This is a genomic window from Blastomonas sp. UPD001 (genome assembly GCF_003426715.1).
Taxonomy (GTDB): Bacteria; Pseudomonadota; Alphaproteobacteria; order Sphingomonadales; family Sphingomonadaceae; genus Blastomonas.
Map to the genome: position 1 here is coordinate 1,833,667 of NZ_QKVT01000001.1, position 16,852 is coordinate 1,850,518.

Annotated in this window: 12 protein-coding genes, 1 tRNA gene and 1 pseudogene; 6 read left to right on the forward strand and 8 right to left on the reverse strand. The window is 65.3% G+C overall.

Annotated elements, in window-relative coordinates; genetic code table 11:
* The 5 genes and pseudogenes from DM995_RS09310 to DM995_RS09330 form a co-directional block, all read right to left on the reverse strand.
* Positions 1–145 (reverse strand): annotated as a pseudogene (locus DM995_RS09310) (Rrf2 family transcriptional regulator); the annotation flags it as partial.
* A gap of 101 nt (positions 146–246) precedes the next feature.
* Positions 247–1,533 carry an acyl-CoA dehydrogenase family protein gene (locus DM995_RS09315; RefSeq protein WP_116969241.1) on the reverse strand — a complete coding sequence of 429 codons (1,287 nt, stop codon included), beginning with the start codon at positions 1,531–1,533 and terminating at the stop codon, positions 247–249.
* Between the two features lie 61 nt (positions 1,534–1,594).
* Positions 1,595–2,962: a cell envelope integrity protein CreD gene (gene creD, locus DM995_RS09320; protein WP_232824256.1), complete on the reverse strand. Its 1,368-nt coding sequence runs from the start codon at positions 2,960–2,962 to the stop codon at positions 1,595–1,597.
* 669 nt (positions 2,963–3,631) lie between these two features.
* A complete protein-coding gene (locus DM995_RS09325; protein WP_116969242.1) occupies positions 3,632–4,945 on the reverse strand; it encodes a M20/M25/M40 family metallo-hydrolase in 1,314 nt (437 codons plus the stop codon).
* Positions 4,946–4,955: 10 nt separating this feature from the next.
* On the reverse strand, positions 4,956–5,531 hold the full coding sequence (locus DM995_RS09330; RefSeq protein WP_116969243.1) for a PH domain-containing protein: 576 nt from the start codon (positions 5,529–5,531) through the stop codon (positions 4,956–4,958).
* A 221-nt stretch (positions 5,532–5,752) separates the two neighbouring features.
* Between DM995_RS09330 and DM995_RS09335 the strand changes: the two genes are divergently transcribed.
* Positions 5,753–7,816: a TonB-dependent receptor plug domain-containing protein gene (locus DM995_RS09335; RefSeq protein WP_157973148.1), complete on the forward strand. Its 2,064-nt coding sequence runs from the start codon at positions 5,753–5,755 to the stop codon at positions 7,814–7,816.
* A gap of 123 nt (positions 7,817–7,939) precedes the next feature.
* Positions 7,940–8,722: an outer membrane protein assembly factor BamD gene (locus DM995_RS09340; protein ID WP_116969245.1), complete on the forward strand. Its 783-nt coding sequence runs from the start codon at positions 7,940–7,942 to the stop codon at positions 8,720–8,722.
* Between the two features lie 55 nt (positions 8,723–8,777).
* On the opposite strand, the gene argF is transcribed toward DM995_RS09340, so the two are convergent.
* Positions 8,778–9,704: an ornithine carbamoyltransferase gene (gene argF / locus DM995_RS09345; protein WP_116969246.1), complete on the reverse strand. Its 927-nt coding sequence runs from the start codon at positions 9,702–9,704 to the stop codon at positions 8,778–8,780.
* 183 nt (positions 9,705–9,887) lie between these two features.
* Positions 9,888–11,087 (reverse strand): aspartate aminotransferase family protein, encoded by a 1,200-nt coding sequence (locus tag DM995_RS09350; RefSeq protein WP_116969247.1) that lies wholly within the window; start codon positions 11,085–11,087, stop codon positions 9,888–9,890.
* A gap of 233 nt (positions 11,088–11,320) precedes the next feature.
* On the opposite strand from DM995_RS09350, the gene DM995_RS09355 reads away from it, so the two are divergent.
* The 4 genes from DM995_RS09355 (at position 11,321) to DM995_RS09370 (ending at position 15,537) form a co-directional block, all read left to right on the forward strand.
* Positions 11,321–11,397, forward strand: a tRNA-Arg gene (locus tag DM995_RS09355).
* 570 nt (positions 11,398–11,967) lie between these two features.
* The gene (locus tag DM995_RS09360; protein WP_116969248.1) at positions 11,968–13,134 is read left to right on the forward strand and encodes a PepSY-associated TM helix domain-containing protein; all 1,167 of its coding nucleotides are present in this window, start codon (positions 11,968–11,970) and stop codon (positions 13,132–13,134) included.
* Positions 13,131–13,310: a hypothetical protein gene (locus tag DM995_RS09365; protein WP_116969249.1), complete on the forward strand. Its 180-nt coding sequence runs from the start codon at positions 13,131–13,133 to the stop codon at positions 13,308–13,310. The genes DM995_RS09360 and DM995_RS09365 overlap by 4 nt, the downstream gene beginning before the upstream one ends.
* Before the next feature lie 37 nt (positions 13,311–13,347).
* Positions 13,348–15,537 carry a TonB-dependent receptor gene (locus tag DM995_RS09370; protein ID WP_353653359.1) on the forward strand — a complete coding sequence of 730 codons (2,190 nt, stop codon included), beginning with the start codon at positions 13,348–13,350 and terminating at the stop codon, positions 15,535–15,537.
* 41 nt (positions 15,538–15,578) lie between these two features.
* Here the strand turns inward: DM995_RS09370 and DM995_RS09375 are convergent.
* Positions 15,579–16,852 (reverse strand): tetratricopeptide repeat protein (locus tag DM995_RS09375; RefSeq protein WP_198669312.1); only part of this gene is annotated, 1,274 nt, incomplete at its 5' end.

Here is a 16,852-nt window from a genome sequence, read left to right on the forward strand (position 1 = left end):
GCTTGCTCACCAGCTTCTGCGCGGTGGGCAGCGGCAGGCCGGTCTCTTCGGCCAGCGCGCGCGCATTGCACCGCATGCCGCCGCAATGGCGCGCAGCGGCGCTCATCAGCACCACGGCATAATCGGCAAGACTGGACAGGCGCATGCACCGCTCCCGCTAATCGGAGTGAATCGTTCCGATTAGCAGATGGCTGTTTTGCATGCGGAAATCAAGGGTTTGTTGGACGGTGGCTCGCGGCCCCGGCGCTATTCGAACAGCGCGCGCCGCGGCCCCAGAAAGCCGAACAGATAGGCCGCCACCTTGCGCATCTGGATCTCCTCCGACCCTTCGGTGATGCGGTAGCGGCGGTGGTGGCGATAGATATGCTCGAACGGGGTATGGCGCGAATAGCCGATGCCGCCATGCACCTGCATCGCGCGGTCCGCCGCTTCGCAGCACAGCCGGTTCGCCCAATAGTTGCACATGCTGACCTTGTCCGAGAGCTCGCGCTCGATCGCCTTGTGCGGCATGGCGTCCATGTCCCAGGCGGTCTTGCGGATCAGCAGCCGCAGCATCTCGGCCTGGGTGGCGAGCTCGACCAGCGGAAACTGGATCGCCTGGTTCTCCGCCAGCGCCTTGCCGAAGGGCCGCCGCTCGCGCGCATATTTCACGCTTTCCTCGATGCAGAACACCGCCGCGCCGAGTGACGATGCCGCCTGGCGGATGCGGTTCTGGTGGACGAAGCTCTGCGCGAGCGAGAGCCCCCGCCCCTCCTCGCCGAGCATCGCGCTTTCGGGCACCCAGCAATTGGTGAACGACAGGCGCGGGTGATCGGTGGGCATGTTGAAGGTCCACAGATACTCCTCGATCTTCAGCCCCGGCGTGTCGGTGGGCACCAGCAGGCAGGTGATGCCGCGCGCATCGCCATCCGCGCCGCTGGTCCGCGCGAACAGCGCGCAATGCGTCGCGACATGCATGCCGGTGATCCACATCTTCTCGCCATCGATGCGCCAGCCCGGCACGCCATCGCGCGTCTCGCGCACCGCGCGCGTCTCCATATGCGTCGCGTCCGATCCGTGATGGGGTTCGGTGAGCCCGAAGGCGGTGATCCGCGTGCGATCGAACCCACCGAGGATGAACTCCTGCTTCTGCGCCTCGGTGCCGAATTCCTCGAACATCGCGACGAAAGGGAAGTTGCCCACGATCGAATGCTCGTTCTGGAGATCGTTGTGCAAGCCGAGCCCCATGGCCGCGAAATGCTCGCGGATCACCGCCATCCACAGGTTGGAGCCGTCCTTGCCGCCATATTTCTTGGGTGCGGAGAACCGCCAGTGCCCGGCGGCATCGGCGCGGCGCTGCGCCTCGCGCAGCAGCGCTTCCCAGTCGTGCCGCGGCAGGCCCCCGTTATCGAAATCGGTCCGCGCCCATTCGCGGCGATGGTCGAAGAAGCGGATATTGTCGTCCGCCTGTTCGAGCGGCTTGATTTCCTTCACAATGAAGGCGTCAAGCTCGGCCAGATAGGCGGTCAGCTCTGCGGAAAGCGTGAAATCCATGACAGCATCCTCACATTATCGTTAGGAGCTACTATGGACAGCTTTACGCGTTGGGCAAGCGTTATGCGGTCGCGGCGACCTCGTCACGCTTGCCCAGCCCCGACCAGTCGACCCGGCGCGTGACATACATCACCGCCGCCAGCGCCACGAACAGCAGCACCGATCCGATCAGAAGCGAATAGGCCTCGAGGTTGAGCAGCACATAGAGCAGTGCGTACAGGCCCAGCAGCAACCCGCCGATAAAGCCGGCGCGCTTGGTGCTGCCCAGCACCGCGGCGCTATACGCGCTGATGAGGCCGATGATCGCGCCCGAGGCGAGCAGATAGGCGAGCGTGAAGCCGATGATCTCGGCAAAGGCGAGCAGCAGCACGAAGAACAGGATCAGCCCTGCGCCGGTGAGCAGATATTCCGCCGCCGCGACGCGTGCGCCCGCGATGATGTCGAACATCAGGAAGGCGAGGAAGGTGAAGCCGATGAACAGGAAGCCGTATTTCACCGCGCGGTCGACCTGGCTGTAGAGGTTGACCGGCTCGATCAGGTCGATCTGCGCCATCTGGCCGCCGGCTGCGACCTGCTCGCCCGGCTGGGGCAGTTGCACGATCGCGCGGCCGAGCGCGAGGTTGCTGATCTTGTAGCGCGCGGTGAAACCCTTGTCGGACACCTGGCGGGTGTTGGGCAGAAACTGTCCGGCAAAGCTCGGATGCGGCCAGTGCGAGCGCACGGTCCAGTCGGTCGCCTCGCCATCGGGGATCAGCATCAGCTGACCGTTGCCGCGCACGCCGAAGCGATAGGCGACATCCACCGGCGCTCCGGCGCTGTCCGACCAGTCGGCAAAGGCAAAGAAGCCGGAGCCATTGGTCGAGCCCAGCCCCTTGCCGGGGCGCAAGGGCAGGGCCCTGCCCGCCATGGCAAGGCTGTTATCGGCGAGCAGCCCGCGCGCATCCGAGATACCGACGCGGATTTCGGCGCGGTCGAGCAGCAGCTCCTCGGGCCGCACCCCGAAGCGCGCGAGGTCCTCGGGCAGCGCGAAGCGCGCAGAGCCCTTGACCCGTGCCTCATAGACCACGGTTTCGTATATCGACTTGGTCCGCCGCTCGGGTTCGACATCGACCGCTGCGGTGTTGGTAATCGGCGCGAGGAACAGCTCGCGCTCGATCGTCACGGCGCGCGTCGTCGCCTTGCCGTTCTCGGTGACGGTCTCGACCGATTGCTGGCGATACGGGATGACCATCACCGGTCCTGCGAGCATCTGCGGCCCGCCCCAGCCCTCGGCAACGCTGGCGCGCGCGGTCTCCGACTGGCTCTGCCGGTCCCAGACCAGCGCATAGACCATGAACAGCGGGATCGCGAGCAGCGCACCGATCAGCACGGTCATGCCCAGCTTGAAGCCGGGGCTGCGTTCCTTGGCCATCAGATCGGCTCCCTTCACGGTTCGTCGATGAAAATGCACGGGTGGGCTATGCGAGCAAAGCTGAATTGGGTGTGAACTAGGTCACAGCGAATCGGTGAACCGAGCGTTAACCCTGTGTCGGAAGCCGGATGCCTCACCCGTTCGTTGCCCGCTAGCAATCGGGGCGTCCGGCTTCCACTAGCCCCGTAGCGCAAACTTCCGCTCTCTCCCCCTCAGGGGAGAGATACGAAGGCTTGCCAGCTTGTCTGGCTAGCCGGAGTTGAGAGGGGCTCGCCCAGCGCATCCTTCGACAAGCTCAGGCTGAGCGGGGTGGGTAGATGTTGGAGCCTCGCATAACAAAACATGTCACTTTGCAAGCGACACCTTTGCCGTCTTCGGCTGATTAGGCTAGCTTCTGCCCATGAAAATATCTCAATCCTTTGGGAACTGGTGGCAGCCCTTGCCGCACTGGTTAAAGGGCGTGACAGTGCTAGTGGGCTTTCCCGTTTGGCTTTTTATCGTGTACTGCGTTGTAGTTGGTAATGCTAAAAGCACGGAAGCCTTTTTCGCATTTGGCGTTTTCGCAATCTTCGTGATGCTGCACATCGTTACGGACAGTCGAAATCGTCGAGGCTTTCCAGAGCGTGGAGGCGGAGCGGATTTAAGCGACGGAATGTAACTTCACGTCCAGAGTACCAAAACCCTCCCTCACCTTTTCTCCATCGCCAACCGGCTCATCAGGATCGCCGCGCGTTTCGCCTGGCGCTTGATGCTCGGCAGGTCAACCGTTTCGCCCGGCGCGTGCGCGCCTTCGCCCGCTGGGCCCATGCCCACCAGCCCATCGACATAGCGCGCGACGAACGAGATATCGCCCGCGCCGCGCTTCAGCGGATCGAGTTCGGCCATCTGCTCGAGGCCGAGATCGGCGTTGATGCCGTTCAGTTTCCTGAGCAGCGCGCGGTTGCCTTCGGTCGGGGCCATCGGGGGATAGCCCTGTTCGAAGATGATCTCGGCGCTGGTGCCGGGCAGATGCTGCGCGACGATCGCCTGCATCTTCGCCTTGACCCGCTCGGACTGTTCGTCGCTCAGCGTGCGGAAATCGCCGCGCGCGATGGCCTGGGCGGGGATGATGTTGGTCTTGCCCGCCGCCTGCGCGCGGACGAGATCGGTATCAAGCTGCGCCACCGATCCGCCCGCGATCAGGCCGACATTGAAGGTAAGCTTGTCCTCGGGCAGCTCGTCATGGAACTGGTCGATGATCCGCGCGAGCTCGTAGATCGCGCCATGGCCCGCGCTGGCCGAGAAGATACCCGAGCTGTGCCCTTCCTTGCCGGTGGCGTTGACCTGCCAGCTGTACGAGGAGCGCCGCGCGATCGAGCCCATGTCCTTGCCGTCGACCTGGGACAGCCCCTCGAAATCGAGCGCGACATCGGCCCATTGGCCCCATTTGATCAGGTCTGCGCGCGCAATGTCGATGGGGTCGCCCGCATCCTCCTCGTCGCCGGTCAGCACGACGGTGATGGTCGCGGCAGACAGCGTGTCCGCCTTCTGCATCGCGTCCAGCGCCGCGAACATGGTGATGACGCCGCCCTTGTTGTCCTCGATCCCCGGCCCTTCGAGCGTGTTGGCATCGATGCGGCGGACATTCTGGAACGGCGAATCGGGTTCGAACACGGTGTCGAGATGCCCGATCAGCAGCATCTTGGTGCTGCCCGGGCGCCCGGTGCGCGTCGCGATCAGGTGGCCGGCGCGCTTGGCGGCGCTCTGGTCGACCCATTCGACCTTGAAGCCCAGCTTTTCGAGCTCGGGCGTGACCATTTCGGCGACCTTCTTGACGCCGGGGATATTACGGCTGCCGCTGTTCTGCCGGGTGATCGCCTCGAGCACGCCGATCCAGCGGTCGTGGTCCTTGTCCACCGCCGCGACCATCTTCGCCTCCTGGGGCGACAGCTTGGCCAGGGCGGGGGCAGAAAAGGCCGCCAGCGCGGTGGCGGCAGCGAGTGCGAAAGTCCGGAATGTCATCAAATACCCCTTAACCTATGTCGAATTCGCGTACGCCGCGCCGCTGGCGGATCGCCTCTACCCGGTCGCGCAGTTCCGCCCGGATCGCGCGCGCGTCGCGCACATTGGTCACCTCGATCATCGTGCGCGGATGCGGCGCCGCCGAGGCCGCGCGCCCGGTCGAATCCGACGAGCTGATGCAGATGGTGCCGTTGTCGAACATCTGCTGGATGATCGAGAATTCGACCTTCACGTCCTTGATCCGGTAGAGCTCGATCTCTTCCTCGCTGCGCATCAGGATGCCGCGCCGCATGAACAACCGCTGGTCGTCGATCCAGAACAGGCTCGCGCGGTTCTCGATCGCGTTCCAGCCGATCCACGCGCCCAGCACCACCGCGAGCACCGCGCCGGTCTGCCAGCCATAGCCGGCATAGATGCCGCCCGCGAGAAGCGCGAGCGCGACGGCCAGGATCATCCAGCCGGTGCCCGACTGGAACAGCCAGGCGAAGGTCGACGAGCGGAATTCGATGCGCGGCACGCCCTCCATCCTACGCACGCCGCTGCGCGGCTCGATCGGGCGGTGTTCGATTATGTGATGCGGGTCCATGGCGCGCTCTCTCCCCCTGGCGCACAGGTCTTAACCGCCCTGTGCGTGCGGGTAAACGGGATTGCACATGCCGTTGGTCGCAAGTGCATTTCGTCGAAGCCGAAGGTGCGCCGGTCGAAGCTGCAGCGCATTGCAGATGCGATCGGACGCAGGAAACGACTACGGGTGTAGTTGCACGGCTGCGACCATCGGGCGGCATCCGGAAAGCCAGGGGAAATTTCGTGAAAATCCGGTATCTTGCATCCGTGGCGGCGATCGCCTTGGCGGGCATGCCCACCATCGCCTGGGCGCAGGATGCCGCGCCCGCCGTGCCCGCTCCGGCAGGCCAGACGACCACGCCGCTGCGCAGCTTCGACCCCGCCTATTTCGCGCAGTTCGCTCCGCGCACCGCTCTCGACATGGTGCGCCAGATCCCGGGCTTCTCGATCGCCGAGGGCGAGGACCGGCGCGGTCTCGGCCAGGTGTCGAGCAACGTGCTGATCAATGGCGAGCGCTTTTCGGGCAAGAGCAACGATGTCGTGTCCGAACTCGGCCGGATCGGCGCGGCCAATGTCATCCGCATCGAGCTGATCGACGGCGCGACGCTCAACCTGCCCGGCCTGACCGGACAGGTGGTCAACATCGTCAGCAAGGTCGACAGCCTCACCGGGCAGTTCCGCTACAGCCCGCGCGTGCGCTTCCGCCGCACCGACCCGCAGGTGCTGAACGGCGAGGTCTCGGTCAGCGGCAAGGCAGGGAAGATCGCCTATACGCTGAGCCTGGCCAATAACAGCTTCCGCAACGGCAATGCCGGGACCGAGCGCGTGCTCGATGCGGCGGGCAATGTCACCGACCGGCGCTACGAGGAGCTGTACGTCAATGGCGACGAGCCGCGGATTGCGGCGGGGATCAAATATACCGGCGATACCGGGCAGATCGGCAATCTCAACCTCGCCTATCAGCGGCGCTGGGTGCGGATCACCGAGGATTCGGACGGCGAGGTGGTGCGCGACCGCGACTATCTGGAGACCGAGAAGGAATATAATTACGAGATCGGCGGCGATTATCTGTTCCCGCTCTGGGGCGGCAATCTGAAGCTGATCGGCCTGCGCCGGTTCGAGCATAGCCCGTTCTTCACGCGCATCTTCCTCGATTTCGAGGACCGCCGCCCGCGCGAGGGCAACAGTCTGGCGACCCGGATCGACGAGACCGAGACGATCGCGCGCGCCGAATATGGCTGGAAGGCGGGCAAGGCCGACTGGCAGTTCAGCCTCGAAGGCGCGATCAACAAGCTCGACACCGATGCCGAGCTGAAGCTGCTCGACACGGCGGGCCGGTTCAACCCGGTGCCGCTCCCCGGATCGGACGCGACGGTCGAGGAAAAGCGCGCCGAAGTGGGGCTCAGCTATGGCCGCCCGCTCGCGTCCAACCTGACGCTGCAGACCTCGATCGGCGGCGAATATTCGCAGATCATGCAGAGCGGCCCCAATGGCCTTACCCGCAGCTTCATCCGCCCCAAGGGTTTCGTCTCGCTGGCGTGGAAGCCGGTCAAGTCGCTCGACCTGAGCTTGCGCCTGCAGCGCGATGTCGGCCAGCTCAACTTCTTCGATTTTGTCGCCTCGGCGGACCTGGGTGCAGAGAACCAGAACAGCGGCAATCCCGATCTGGTGCCGCAGCAGAGCTGGAATGTCGATTTCCAGGCGACCCAGAATCTCGGCGCGCTGGGATCGATCAATCTCAAGGCGTTCGTCAATTTCGTCGAGGATATCGTCGACCAGGTGCCGATCGGCGCGACCGGCGAGGCGCCGGGCAATATCGACAGCGCGACCATCTGGGGCTTTTCGATTGATTCCACGTTCAAGATGGACGTGATCGGCTGGACCGGAGTGCGCTTCGACATCGACTATACCTATCGCAAGTCGAGCCTGCCCGATCCGCTCACCGGCATCCGCCGCCGCATCTCGGGCGACCTGATCCACGAATTCAGTGCCGAGTTCCGCTACGACATTCCCGGCGGCAACTGGGCGGTCGGCGCGAACTATTTCGACTTTTCGCAGGCGGACGAGGTGCGCCTCAGCCAGCTTGCCGAATTCCCGATCGATGGCGGAGACCTCGGCTTCTATGTCGAGAACAAGGACGTGCGCGGGCTGACCGTGCGGCTGGGCCTGTCGAACCTGATCGGCACCAACGAAGCGTTCCGCCGCACCTTCTATGTCGCACGGCGCGACGGGCCGGTGGCGTTCGTCGAGGATCGCGACCGCTTTTTCGGACCCGTCGTCCGGCTCGACATCAACGGCAGCTTCTGACCCCCACCGGTTCATGCGCGATACAGCCGGTGAAAACTACGCGAAAGCCCGTGCGGCGAATCCTTCCCGCCCCCCAGGATTTGCGCTTGGCGCACGGGTGCTTAGCCGATAAGGGTTGCGGCCATGAACAAGGCGATCAAACTGGCTCTGGCAAGCGCGGCTGCGCTGACCGTGCTGTCCGGCTGCGCGGGCGGCAAGAACAAGGTCAACACCAACTATATCGCGCGCGATGTCAGCACGCTGTACATGGCGGCGAAGGACCGGCTCGACCGCGGCCAGAACAAGATCGCCGCCGAGCTGTTCGACGAGGTCGAGCGCCAGCATCCCTATTCGCCCTGGGCGCGCCGCGCGCAGCTGATGAGCGCGTTCAGCTATTATCTCGCCAAGGATCACAACAAGTCGATCCAGTCGGCGCAGCGCTTCCTCGCCATCCATCCCGGCAACAAGGACGCGCCCTATGCCTATTACCTGATCTCGCTCAATTATTACGAGCAGATCAGCGACGTGACCCGCGACCAGAAGATCACCCAGCAGGCGCTCGCGGCGCTGGGCGAGGTGATGCGGCGCTATCCCAACACCCGCTATGCCTCCGACGCGCGGCTCAAGGTCGATCTGGTCAACGATCACCTCGCCGGCAAGGAAATGGAGATCGGCCGCTATTATCAGCGCAGCTCCAACTGGCTGGCCGCGACGCTGCGCTTCCGCGAGGTGGTCGAGAAATACCAGACCACCAGCCACACCGCCGAAGCACTCTATCGCCTGACCGAATGCTATCTGGCGCTCGGCATCCCCGCCGAAGCCAAGAAATCCGCTGCGGTGCTCGGCGCGAACTATCCCGGCTCCGAATGGTACGAGCGCGCCTACAAGCTCACCGAGAAGCACGGCGATCTGATCACCGCGAGCTGATCCCGCCGGTTTTGCGAAAAAAGGCCCCGGAAGCGACGCTTCCGGGGCCTTTTCGTCAGAGCTGGCCGAACACCCAGCGCAGCACCGATTTCTGCGCGTGCAACCGGTTCTCCGCCTCGTCCCACACCACCGATTGCGGGCCGTCGATGACGCTTCCCGTCACCTCCTCCTCGCGATGCGCGGGCAGACAGTGCAGGAACAGCGCGTCCTTGTTCGCCCGAGCCATCAGCGCATCGTTGACCTGGAACGGCATCATCGCCTTCAATTTTTCGTCGGCGTGCAACTGGCCCATCGAGATCCAGGTGTCGGTGACGATCACGTCCGCGCCCGACGCGGCCTCGCCCGCATCGCGGTGGAAGCTGATCGTGCCGCCCGCTGCGCGCGCCGCCGCGACGAACGCCGGGTCGGGATCATAGCCATCGGGGCAGCCGATGCGCACGGTGAACTTCATCAGCCCGGCAGCCTCGATGATCGAGTTGAGCACGTTGTTGCCATCGCCCAGCCAGGCGACGACCAGCCCGGGCAGCGCCTTGCGATGCTCGATGATGGTGAGCAGGTCCGCGACGATCTGGCACGGGTGCGACAGGTCGGTCAGGCCGTTGATCACCGGAACGGTCGCGAAATGCGCCATTTCCTCGATCTTGGCATGGTCGTCGGTGCGGATCATGATGGCATCGCACATGCGCGAGAGCACGCGCGCGGTATCCGCGACGGTCTCGCCGCGGCCCAGCTGGGTACTGCCCGCATCGAGGATCAGGCTGGTGCCGCCCAGCTGGCGGATCGCCATGTCGAACGACACGCGGGTGCGGGTCGAGTTCTTCTCGAACACCATGGCGAGCGTGTGCCCTTCGAGCGGCGCATCGGGATCGGCCTTGCCCCTGGGCCAGCCATGGCGCACGTCCTTGCGGTCGATCGCGTCGTTGAGCATGGCGGCAATGGCATCGTGTCCGGCATCGGACAGGTTCAGGAAATGACGCGTCATTGGTGTCCCTTCCCCCTCTCCCTTGACGGGAGAGGGTTGCGAAGACTTGGGCCTGGCTTGCCAGGCCCTAGTCGTAGCTGGGAGAGGGTGGCTTGCAACCGCCGCGCCCTCTCCAAGTGCGCCTAGGCGCGTGCCGCGCCAAGGCTTCCTATCCTCCCCCGTGAAGGGGGAGGACCATGACGATCAAGCCGCCTCGGGCAGCGCGAAGTCTCGAGCGCCTGCCGACAGGCGCTCGATGAACTCGTCGATATGCGCCTGCTCGATCACCAGCGGCGGCAGCACGCGCACGACATTCTCGCCTGCCGCCACGGTCAGCAGCCCGTGATGATCGCGCAGATGCGCCACGAATGCGCGGCTCTCCGCCCGGTCCTTGAGCTTCAGGCCGAGCATCAGCCCCATGCCCCGCACCGAATCGAAGATCTCGTCGTGATTGGGGATCAGCTGCTCGAGTGCACCGCGCAGCCGCTCGCCCATGTTGCGGACATGCGCGAGGAATTCGGGCGTGTTCACCACGTCGAGCACCGCCTCGCCGGCCGCCATGGCGAGCGGGTTGCCGCCATAGGTCGAACCGTGGGTGCCCACGACCATGCCGCGCGCCGCCTTTTCGGTGGCGAGGCACGCACCCATCGGAAAGCCGCCGCCAATGCCCTTGGCGGTCGCCAGGATGTCGGGCTCGATACCGTATTGCTCATACGCATAGAGCGTGCCGGTGCGCGCGACGCCGCACTGCACCTCGTCGAGCACCAGCATCAGGTCGTGCTCGTCGCACAGCGCGCGCAGGCCCTGCATGAACTCCGGCGACGCCGGACGCACGCCACCCTCGCCCTGGACCGGCTCGACCAGGAAACCCGCGACATCGGGCCCCATCGCGGCCTTGGCGCCTTCCAGATCGTCGAAATCGACATAGCGGAAACCGGGCAGCAGCGGCGCAAAGCCCTTGTGCATCTTCTCCTGGTTCGACGCGCTGATCGTCGCCATCGTGCGGCCGTGGAACGCGTTCCTGAAGGTGATCAGCACCGTGCGATTGGCATCGCCGCCCTCGGACTGGTGATAGGCGCGCGCGGTCTTGATCGCGCATTCGACCGCTTCGGCGCCCGAATTGGTGAAGAACACGGTATCGGCAAAGGTCGCATCGACCAGCCGCTGCGCCAGATGCTCGCCCTGCGGGCTGCCATAGAGGTTGGAGACGTGGATCAGCGTCTCGGCCTGTTTCTGGATCGCCTGGGTGAGGTGCGGATGGCCATGGCCGAGCAGGTTGACCGCGATGCCGCTGGCAAAGTCCAGATATCGCTCGCCACGCTCTCCGATCAGGTAACAGCCTTCGCCGCGCACCGGGCGCACGGCGCACCGGGGGTAAACGGGCATCAGCGGCGTGATCGTCATGGCAGCCTTGTCCTTCCTTCTTCGCGGGTCCCTTACAAAACAGCACGCGCCTTGCGCATTCACCCGGTGCATGGGGACCACGGCACCAAAAGTAAAAAGGCGACCCCATGAACCAGGGCCGCCAGCGTGCGGGCCCAAGCTATAGCGCCGCAGGGGCCGCAGGGTCAATGTTCGCTGCACAAAGGGACTGGCGGCGGCGCAATCGGCTTGCTAAGGGCTTGCCCCTTGGCGATGCACCCGTAGCTCAGCTGGATAGAGCGCTGCCCTCCGAAGGCAGAGGTCACAGGTTCGAATCCTGTCGGGTGCGCCAGTTTTTCAATGATTGGCATTTGCACGGGCGCTTCTGGTTCGGAAGCCTGCTCAGGCTGGGGCGCGATGCCGCGCGAGGTGCGTGGTGGCTCAGCAATTGCGTGGCCGTTGAGACGCAAGCGCGAGACGAGGCGCAGGCGCTGTTACGCGCGCGAACAATGCGTAACGACTGCCCAGGTGCGCGATCCGATCAGGCGATGATTGTGCGGACCTCCGGACAGCGATGCAAATCCCGGATGACAATCCGCGACATGGGCGCGCAGGCTGCAGCAGGCACGTATAGCCTCCCGAGGCGGGTGACAGGCGCGATCGCTCGGCTTGCAGCAGCCGCATGATTCCGTACCGCGCCCCGATGCGCCACCGCTTTCAGCCGCGCCTCAATCGATCTAACGATGCTGTGAGCCGTTCGCACCACATTCGCCGCATCCAAATGCGAATGATTTTCATTGACGACAGAAATTCGTTCGGATACCCGCACAGCGTGACGAAATCGGGGTAAGGCAATGGTTTGTCCGTCGTTCGAGCATGGGGTGTCGCTTCCGATCGTGCTCGCCTGCGCCGCTTCCGCAGCATGAACCGGGCCTCGATCAAGCTCTGGGCGGCGGTTCACAAATGGACGAGTCTGGTCTGCACGATCTTCCTGCTGATGCTGTGCATCACCGGCCTTCCGCTGATCTTCCATGACGAGATCGACCATCTGACCGAGACCCAGCCGGTGTTCGGCATGCCCGGCATCGGGTCGTCGAGCACGTCGGCGGGGCTCTTGTCGCTGGACGACATGCTCGCGCGGGCGCTCGCCAATCGCCCGGGCGAAGTTCCGCTCTACATGGCGTTCGACAACGACCAGCCGTCGATGACGATCACGACCGGGCCGCGCGCCGATTCGCCGGGTGCCGAGATGACCATCCAGTCCTTCGACCGGTCGACCGGAAAACTGATCGGCAAGGCGGCCGAAAGCGATGGCGGGGTGATGCACGTCCTGCTCAAGCTGCACACCGACATGTTCCTCGGCCTGCCCGGCATGCTGTTTCTGGGCGCGATGGGCGTTGCTTTTGTCGCGGCGCTGGTCTCGGGTGTCGTGCTCTATGCGCCGTTCATGCGCAAGCTCGACTTCGGCACGCTGCGCACCCGCCGCAGCGCGCGCACCAAATGGCTGGATTATCACAACCTGCTCGGAATTGCCGGGCTGGCCTGGATGCTGGTGGTGGGGCTGACGGGCGTCATCAATGCCTTTGCGGTGCCGATCGAGCAACTGTGGAAGGCCGATGAGCTGGCATCCATGACGCGCGCCTATGCCGGGCGCGAGCCGCTCGATCCCTCGCGCTACGGGTCGCTCGACACGGCGATGGCGGCGGCGAGGGCAGAACTGCCCGACAACAATCCGCAGTTCATCGCCTTTCCCGGCGGCACCTTCAGTTCGAACCATCATTATGCCGTGTTCTTCCAGGGCGATACGCCGCTGACCGAGCGGCTGCTCACGCCCGCGCTGATCGATGCCGAGACGGGGCGTTTCACCGACGCGCGCCAGATGCCCTGGTACTATCAGGCGCTGTCGCTCTCGCGCCCTCTGCATTTTGGCGATTATGGCGGCTTGCCGCTCAAGCTGCTCTGGGCGGCGCTGACGCTGTTCACGGTCCATGTGCTGGGCACGGGCCTCTACCTGTGGCTGGCCAAGAGCAGGACGACGGCGCCCGCCCGCGCACGCCCGGCAAGCCCCGTTGCGGAGCCGGCGGAATGAGCCGCGCCCGGCCTCTTCGCAGCATCTTTGCCTGGCCATTGGCGATCTTCATCACTGGCCTCGCCGGGCTGGTCATCGCGCTGACCGGCGACGGCTGGCGCGATGCGGCCTCCTGGGCAGCGCTGAGCGCCCCGGTCGCCGCCGCCATCTGGGCGATGCGCGCGCGCAGGACCTGACTTTCTCGCCTTTTCTTGATCCAGGGAACGATAGACCGTGAAGACCTCCATCCGCCACGCCCTGCTTGTCGCCACCGCATCGGGTGCGATGGGCCTTGCCAGCCCCGCCCTCGCCCAGCAGGCGCAGGACGACCGCGAGACGATCATCGTGACGGCGCAGCGCCAGAACCAGTCGGGTGTCGAGCTGAAGGGCAGCGCCGGGGTGCTGGGCGACAAGGATGCGGCCGACATACCGTTCGCCATCCGCAGCTACAACGCCGCGCTGATCCTCAACCAGCAGCCGCAGACGCTGGGCCAGGTGCTGGAGAACGACCCGACCATCCGCACCACCACCGGGTTCGGCATTGCGGGCGAGCTTTTCGTCATCCGCGGCTTTGCGCTGGCGGGCGACGATATCGGCTTCGATGGGCTCTACGGCATCACCCCGCGCCAGCTCGTGGCGCCCGAACTGTACGAATCGGTGCAGGTGCTCAACGGCGCGAGCGCGTTTCTCAACGGCGCGGCACCCGGCGGCACGGGAATCGGCGGCAGCGTCAATCTCATCCCCAAGCGCGCCATGCCCGAGCCGATCACCCGCGCAACGATCGGCCTTACCGGGCCCGAGCATGTCGGCGGCAGCTTCGACGTCGGGCGCCGGATGGGCAGCAACGGGCAATGGGGCATCCGCATCAACGGAACCGCGCGCGCCGGCGACGCATCGATCGACGACGAATTCCGCAGCACCTATGTTCTCGGAGCGGCCATCGATTACAATTCGGGCCCGTTCCGTGCGACGCTCGACCTTGCCTATCAGCGGGTCAAGGTATCGCATTTCCGGCCCAAGCTGCGCGTCAACACACTGACCCGGATTCCGCGCGCACCCGATGCAGGGACGAACTATGGCCAGCCCTGGCAGTACACCACGCTGCGCGACATTTTCGGCCAGCTGCGCCTGGAATATGACGTCGCCAAGGACGTCATGGTCTATGCCGCATTCGGCGCGCGCGACGGGTCGGAAACGGGCGTGTACAGCACCCCCACCCTGGTCAACCTGAACGGAGACATCACCGTCAGCAGCTCGTTCATCCCGCGCACCGACAATAACGAGGCGGCGACCATCGGCGCGCGCGCGAAGCTGAGCGGCGGTGGCATCACCCACGAGTTCAATTTCGGCGGGTCGATGAACTGGCTGGTCAACCGCAACGCCTTCCGGTTTTTCGACATATCGGCGCAGCGCACCAATCTCTACGCCCCGGTCGAGGTGACACCCTCCACCCGGGTCACCTTTGTCGGCGGCAATCTGGACGATCCGTTCCCGATCTCGCGCACCCGGCTGGCCAGCGCCTTTCTCTCGGACACCATCGGTTTCTGGGACGACCGCATCCTGATCACCGCAGGTCTCCGCCTGCAGGTGATCAACGCCAAATCCTATTCCAACGCCACCGGTGCGCTGGTCAGCGAATATGACGAGGACAAGGTGACGCCCGTCTTCGGACTGGTGATCAAGCCGACCGAAAACCTGTCGCTTTATGCCAACCGCATCGAGGGACTGGTCCAGGGCGCCGCGGCACCGCAGACCGGAGCCAACCCCTCGGGCGGGGCCGCGCTGCCGGTCAGCAATGCAGGGCAGATCCTGCCGCCCTTCGTGTCCGAACAATATGAAATCGGCGGAAAACTGCGGCTCGGCGCTGTCGACCTGTCGCTGGCGCTGTTCCAGATCGACCGCGAAAGTTCGATCCTGCGGCTCGACCCGGACAATGCCGGCGCGCTCGAATTCGGCCCGTTCGGAATCCAGCGCCATCGCGGCATCGAGTTCACCCTGGCGGGCGAACTGACCGAAGGGCTGCGCCTGATCGGCGGCGGATCGGTGATCGACGCCAAGCTGCGCCGGACGCAGAACGGCGCCAGCGATGGCGCGCAGGCGGTGGGCGTGCCCGAATACACGCTCAACGCCAATGTCGAATGGGACGTGCCCTTCATTCCCGCGCTCACCCTGACCGGCCGCGTGGTGCATACCGGCGAGCAGGCGGCCAATATCGGCAACACGCTGTTCCTCCAGGACTGGACCCGGATCGACCTGGGCGCGCGCTATGTCGCGGTGGTGGGCGGCAGGCCGCTGACCTTCCGCGGCAATATCGACAATATCGCCGATGCCGATTACTGGGCCTCGGCCTTCGACAGCTTCCGCCCCGATCTGCAGCTGGGCGCGCCGCGCACCTTCAAGCTGTCGGTGACCTATGATTTCTAGGCCCCAGGCCGTGCAAATGGGCCGGTGGACGGCGCGAAGCGCTAGCGCGCTTTCCTGACCGGTCGGGGGCAGGCTGCGTGCAGCTGGCGCAGTGCCGACCAGACCGGCAGCGCGAGTTGCGGAGCGTCAGCCACGGTCAGCGCCGTGATCTGCCACCCGTCATTAGTCGGGCCGAGCTCCAGCGCGCTGCTGTTGCGCACCGCCAGCGCCGTCGGCGGGCGAAGATCGATGATGCGCGACGCGGGCATATAGCCATAGGCGTCCGCGCTCGCGCCGAGCTGGTCCGACAGCGAGACGACGATCTCGCAGCCGGAAGCCGCATATTGCAGCCCCGAGACCTTGCGCCGCGACCAGAAGCGATAGTTGCTGGTCCCCTTGACCTGCCGCGCGCCCATGAAGAAGCCGAGCTTGCCGTCGCGCGCGAGCCGCGCGAGATAGGCGACCCTGCCGGCAGGCGATGCTGCCGTCTTCAGCATATCGGCCTGGCTTGCGCCGATGATATCGGTGAGGCGCAGCAGGAATTGCGGGTCCTCGAGCAGGCCCGCCATGCCGGGCAGGGCGGCGAGAAAATCGAGATCGACCAGATTGCGGCGGGCAAGCTCCTTGAGCGAGGCTTCCAGCTCGCCGGCTGACCCCGATGCGGCGGCCAGCTGCGCCTGGGTGCGATAGATTTCGGGATAGCTCGGGTCTGCGGCCGCTGCGGCGCCGAGCACAGCGCGCGCCTCTTCCAGCGGCAGCGCCGCCGCCTCCTGCACCTTGGCCGTCGCGATCTGCCGCAGCACGGGCTGGAGCTTGCCGAGCTCGGCCTCCGCGCTGTCGGCCGCGGGGCTGCCCGGCAGGGATTCGCGCACCTGGCGCAGCACCCGCGCGGCATCGACCGGCTGGTTGAGCCGGCCCGAATAGAGTTCTGCCGCCTTGAGCGCATAATCCGGTGCGTTGCGCCCCGCCGCCCAGCCATCCTCGTACAGCCGCGCGGCCTTGCCGATCAATCCCTCGGCCAGAGCCGCATCGGCGGCACCGACATTCTGGTTGCCCTGCTTCAGCGAGCGGATGGTGAAGACCAGCTTCTCGACCGCCGCCCGTGCGCTGGCCGGGGCCTGGGCGAGTGCCTGATTGGCCTGGGTTTCTGCCGCGTCATATTGCTGCAAGCCCATATAGGCCATGGCGACATAATAGCTCGCGCGATAGTCCGCCGGATCGACCCGCAGCGCATCCTTGGCGACCGCCAGCGCCTCGATATAGCGGTCCTCGGACAGAAGCTGCTTCGACGCCTCGATCTGGACGTCGTTTGCCCCCTGAAGCGCGAGCGCCGCGC